Here is a 1,605-nt window from a genome sequence, read left to right as displayed (position 1 = left end):
ACACGCCAACGAGTTCTTAAAAATTAGTCATGAAGTCATTATCTCATATTTGGTGCTCAACTTAACCTGGGTGGTGCTTAGCACATTTTTGCTTATTTGTCAATCTAATTTAGATGCGTTTGCCCTGGCATTGGTTCCGATAATCTTCCTTTGCTTTATCATCCTTAAAATGTCTCCCTACTCGCTTCAAGCCATCGGGATAAGCAACGGGAATCAAATGCAATAGTAAGGGCATTCTTGCTAACTCTAGCAATCCCTCTGAATCTTGCTGAATTCCTTCCCAGAGGGGACCCTTGAACCCCTTTAAATAATTTTTTATCTGCTCATCCGTCAAAGGTTGCAAACAGACTGCTCCCCGCATCTTAAGAATTTGCTCACCAGCTTTGTACTCTTCTTCACGACAGCAGACCACAACGTGAGGAACGTGTTTGACAAACTGATTTAATTGCTGAACACATAACCTCTGTCGCTCTAAGCCCAATTCATCCAAACCATCCAGAAGAGGTAACAACTGACGGGTGGTAATCCACTCCTGAGTAATCGCTTCGGGGAGATTATAACGAAACTTTAAATTAGCTGCTAACCATTCAGCAATGGGTTGGTCATCTTTCCAATCAGAAAGTTCAGCTATAATTGGAATCGGTTGGTCTGGCTGCTGTTGGGCAGGTGTAATTAAATCCTTGGCCAAATCCAACAGCATGGTCGTTTTTCCAGAACCGGGCGCACCGAGAATCAACAGTTTCCCGGCAATATCCTCTTGGTTAAATACCTCAATAACCTTTTGACCTGCTTCAGACTCCGTAGTTACTCGACGAAACTTGGGCAACCGTTTCCACCATGGAGGAGAATTGCTAGGATTCACAGTAATTTTTTCTGGACGACCCACTTGCTCCCTTTGGTCTGCCATCACCAACTGAATCAAGTGGTCATTGTGCAGGGAGTCATCAAGGCGCATGTTAACCTCAGCTGCCATTACTCCCAGCAAGTCCTTGCGCCATCGCTGTAAATTTTCTTGTGGAATTTTTCTAGGGATTTGAGTTTGGTTTACTGAGCTAGTTTTGAACAAATACGCAATTGTAGGTAGAGCAAATAAGTAACCAATACCTAAAATCCACCAGACTTGTTTGATCCACTCGGTATCCTGTTCCGCTGATGGTTTAAAAACTAAATTTCCTCCTACAGCACCTAAGACTCCATAAATTGTGCATAGAGCAATTACTATTATTCTCCGAAGGGGACTTTTTTGCTCCTCAAAGCGATTGATTAAAAGTCCTATAATACAGGTAAATATTGCTAGTTCTACCAACAGTAGTCTTTGAAGGATGTTGGGATTGGTCAGAAGTTCAGCAAGGTTCATCTCTGAAGCGACCTCTGTTTTATCACTATCTTAAATTTTAACGAATTAGCGTCGATAGAGCCAATAATATAGCAATTATATGTGCCATGAGGGACAAAGAGATCCCCCTAAATCCCCCTTATCAAGGGGGACTTTGAGGTTGAGAAGCGTACCTCATAAATCCTAGAAACGCTATATCAAGTCTGCTTGAATACCCATAATTAAGGAGAGGGTGGGGAGATAGGGAGATGGGGAGATTTTTATTAAGA

1 protein-coding gene is annotated in these 1,605 nt (G+C 42.3%); it reads right to left on the bottom strand.

Annotation, left to right across the window (positions count from 1 at the left end; genetic code table 11):
- Positions 1-109: 109 nt before the first annotated feature.
- Positions 110-1,357: an NACHT domain-containing protein gene (locus F6K49_RS47375; protein WP_293109471.1), complete on the bottom strand. Its 1,248-nt coding sequence runs from the start codon at positions 1,355-1,357 to the stop codon at positions 110-112.
- Positions 1,358-1,605 lie beyond the last annotated feature (248 nt).

Source organism: Moorena sp. SIO3I6 (genome assembly GCF_010672095.1).
This window is presented reverse-complemented; position numbering and strand designations above follow the sequence as displayed.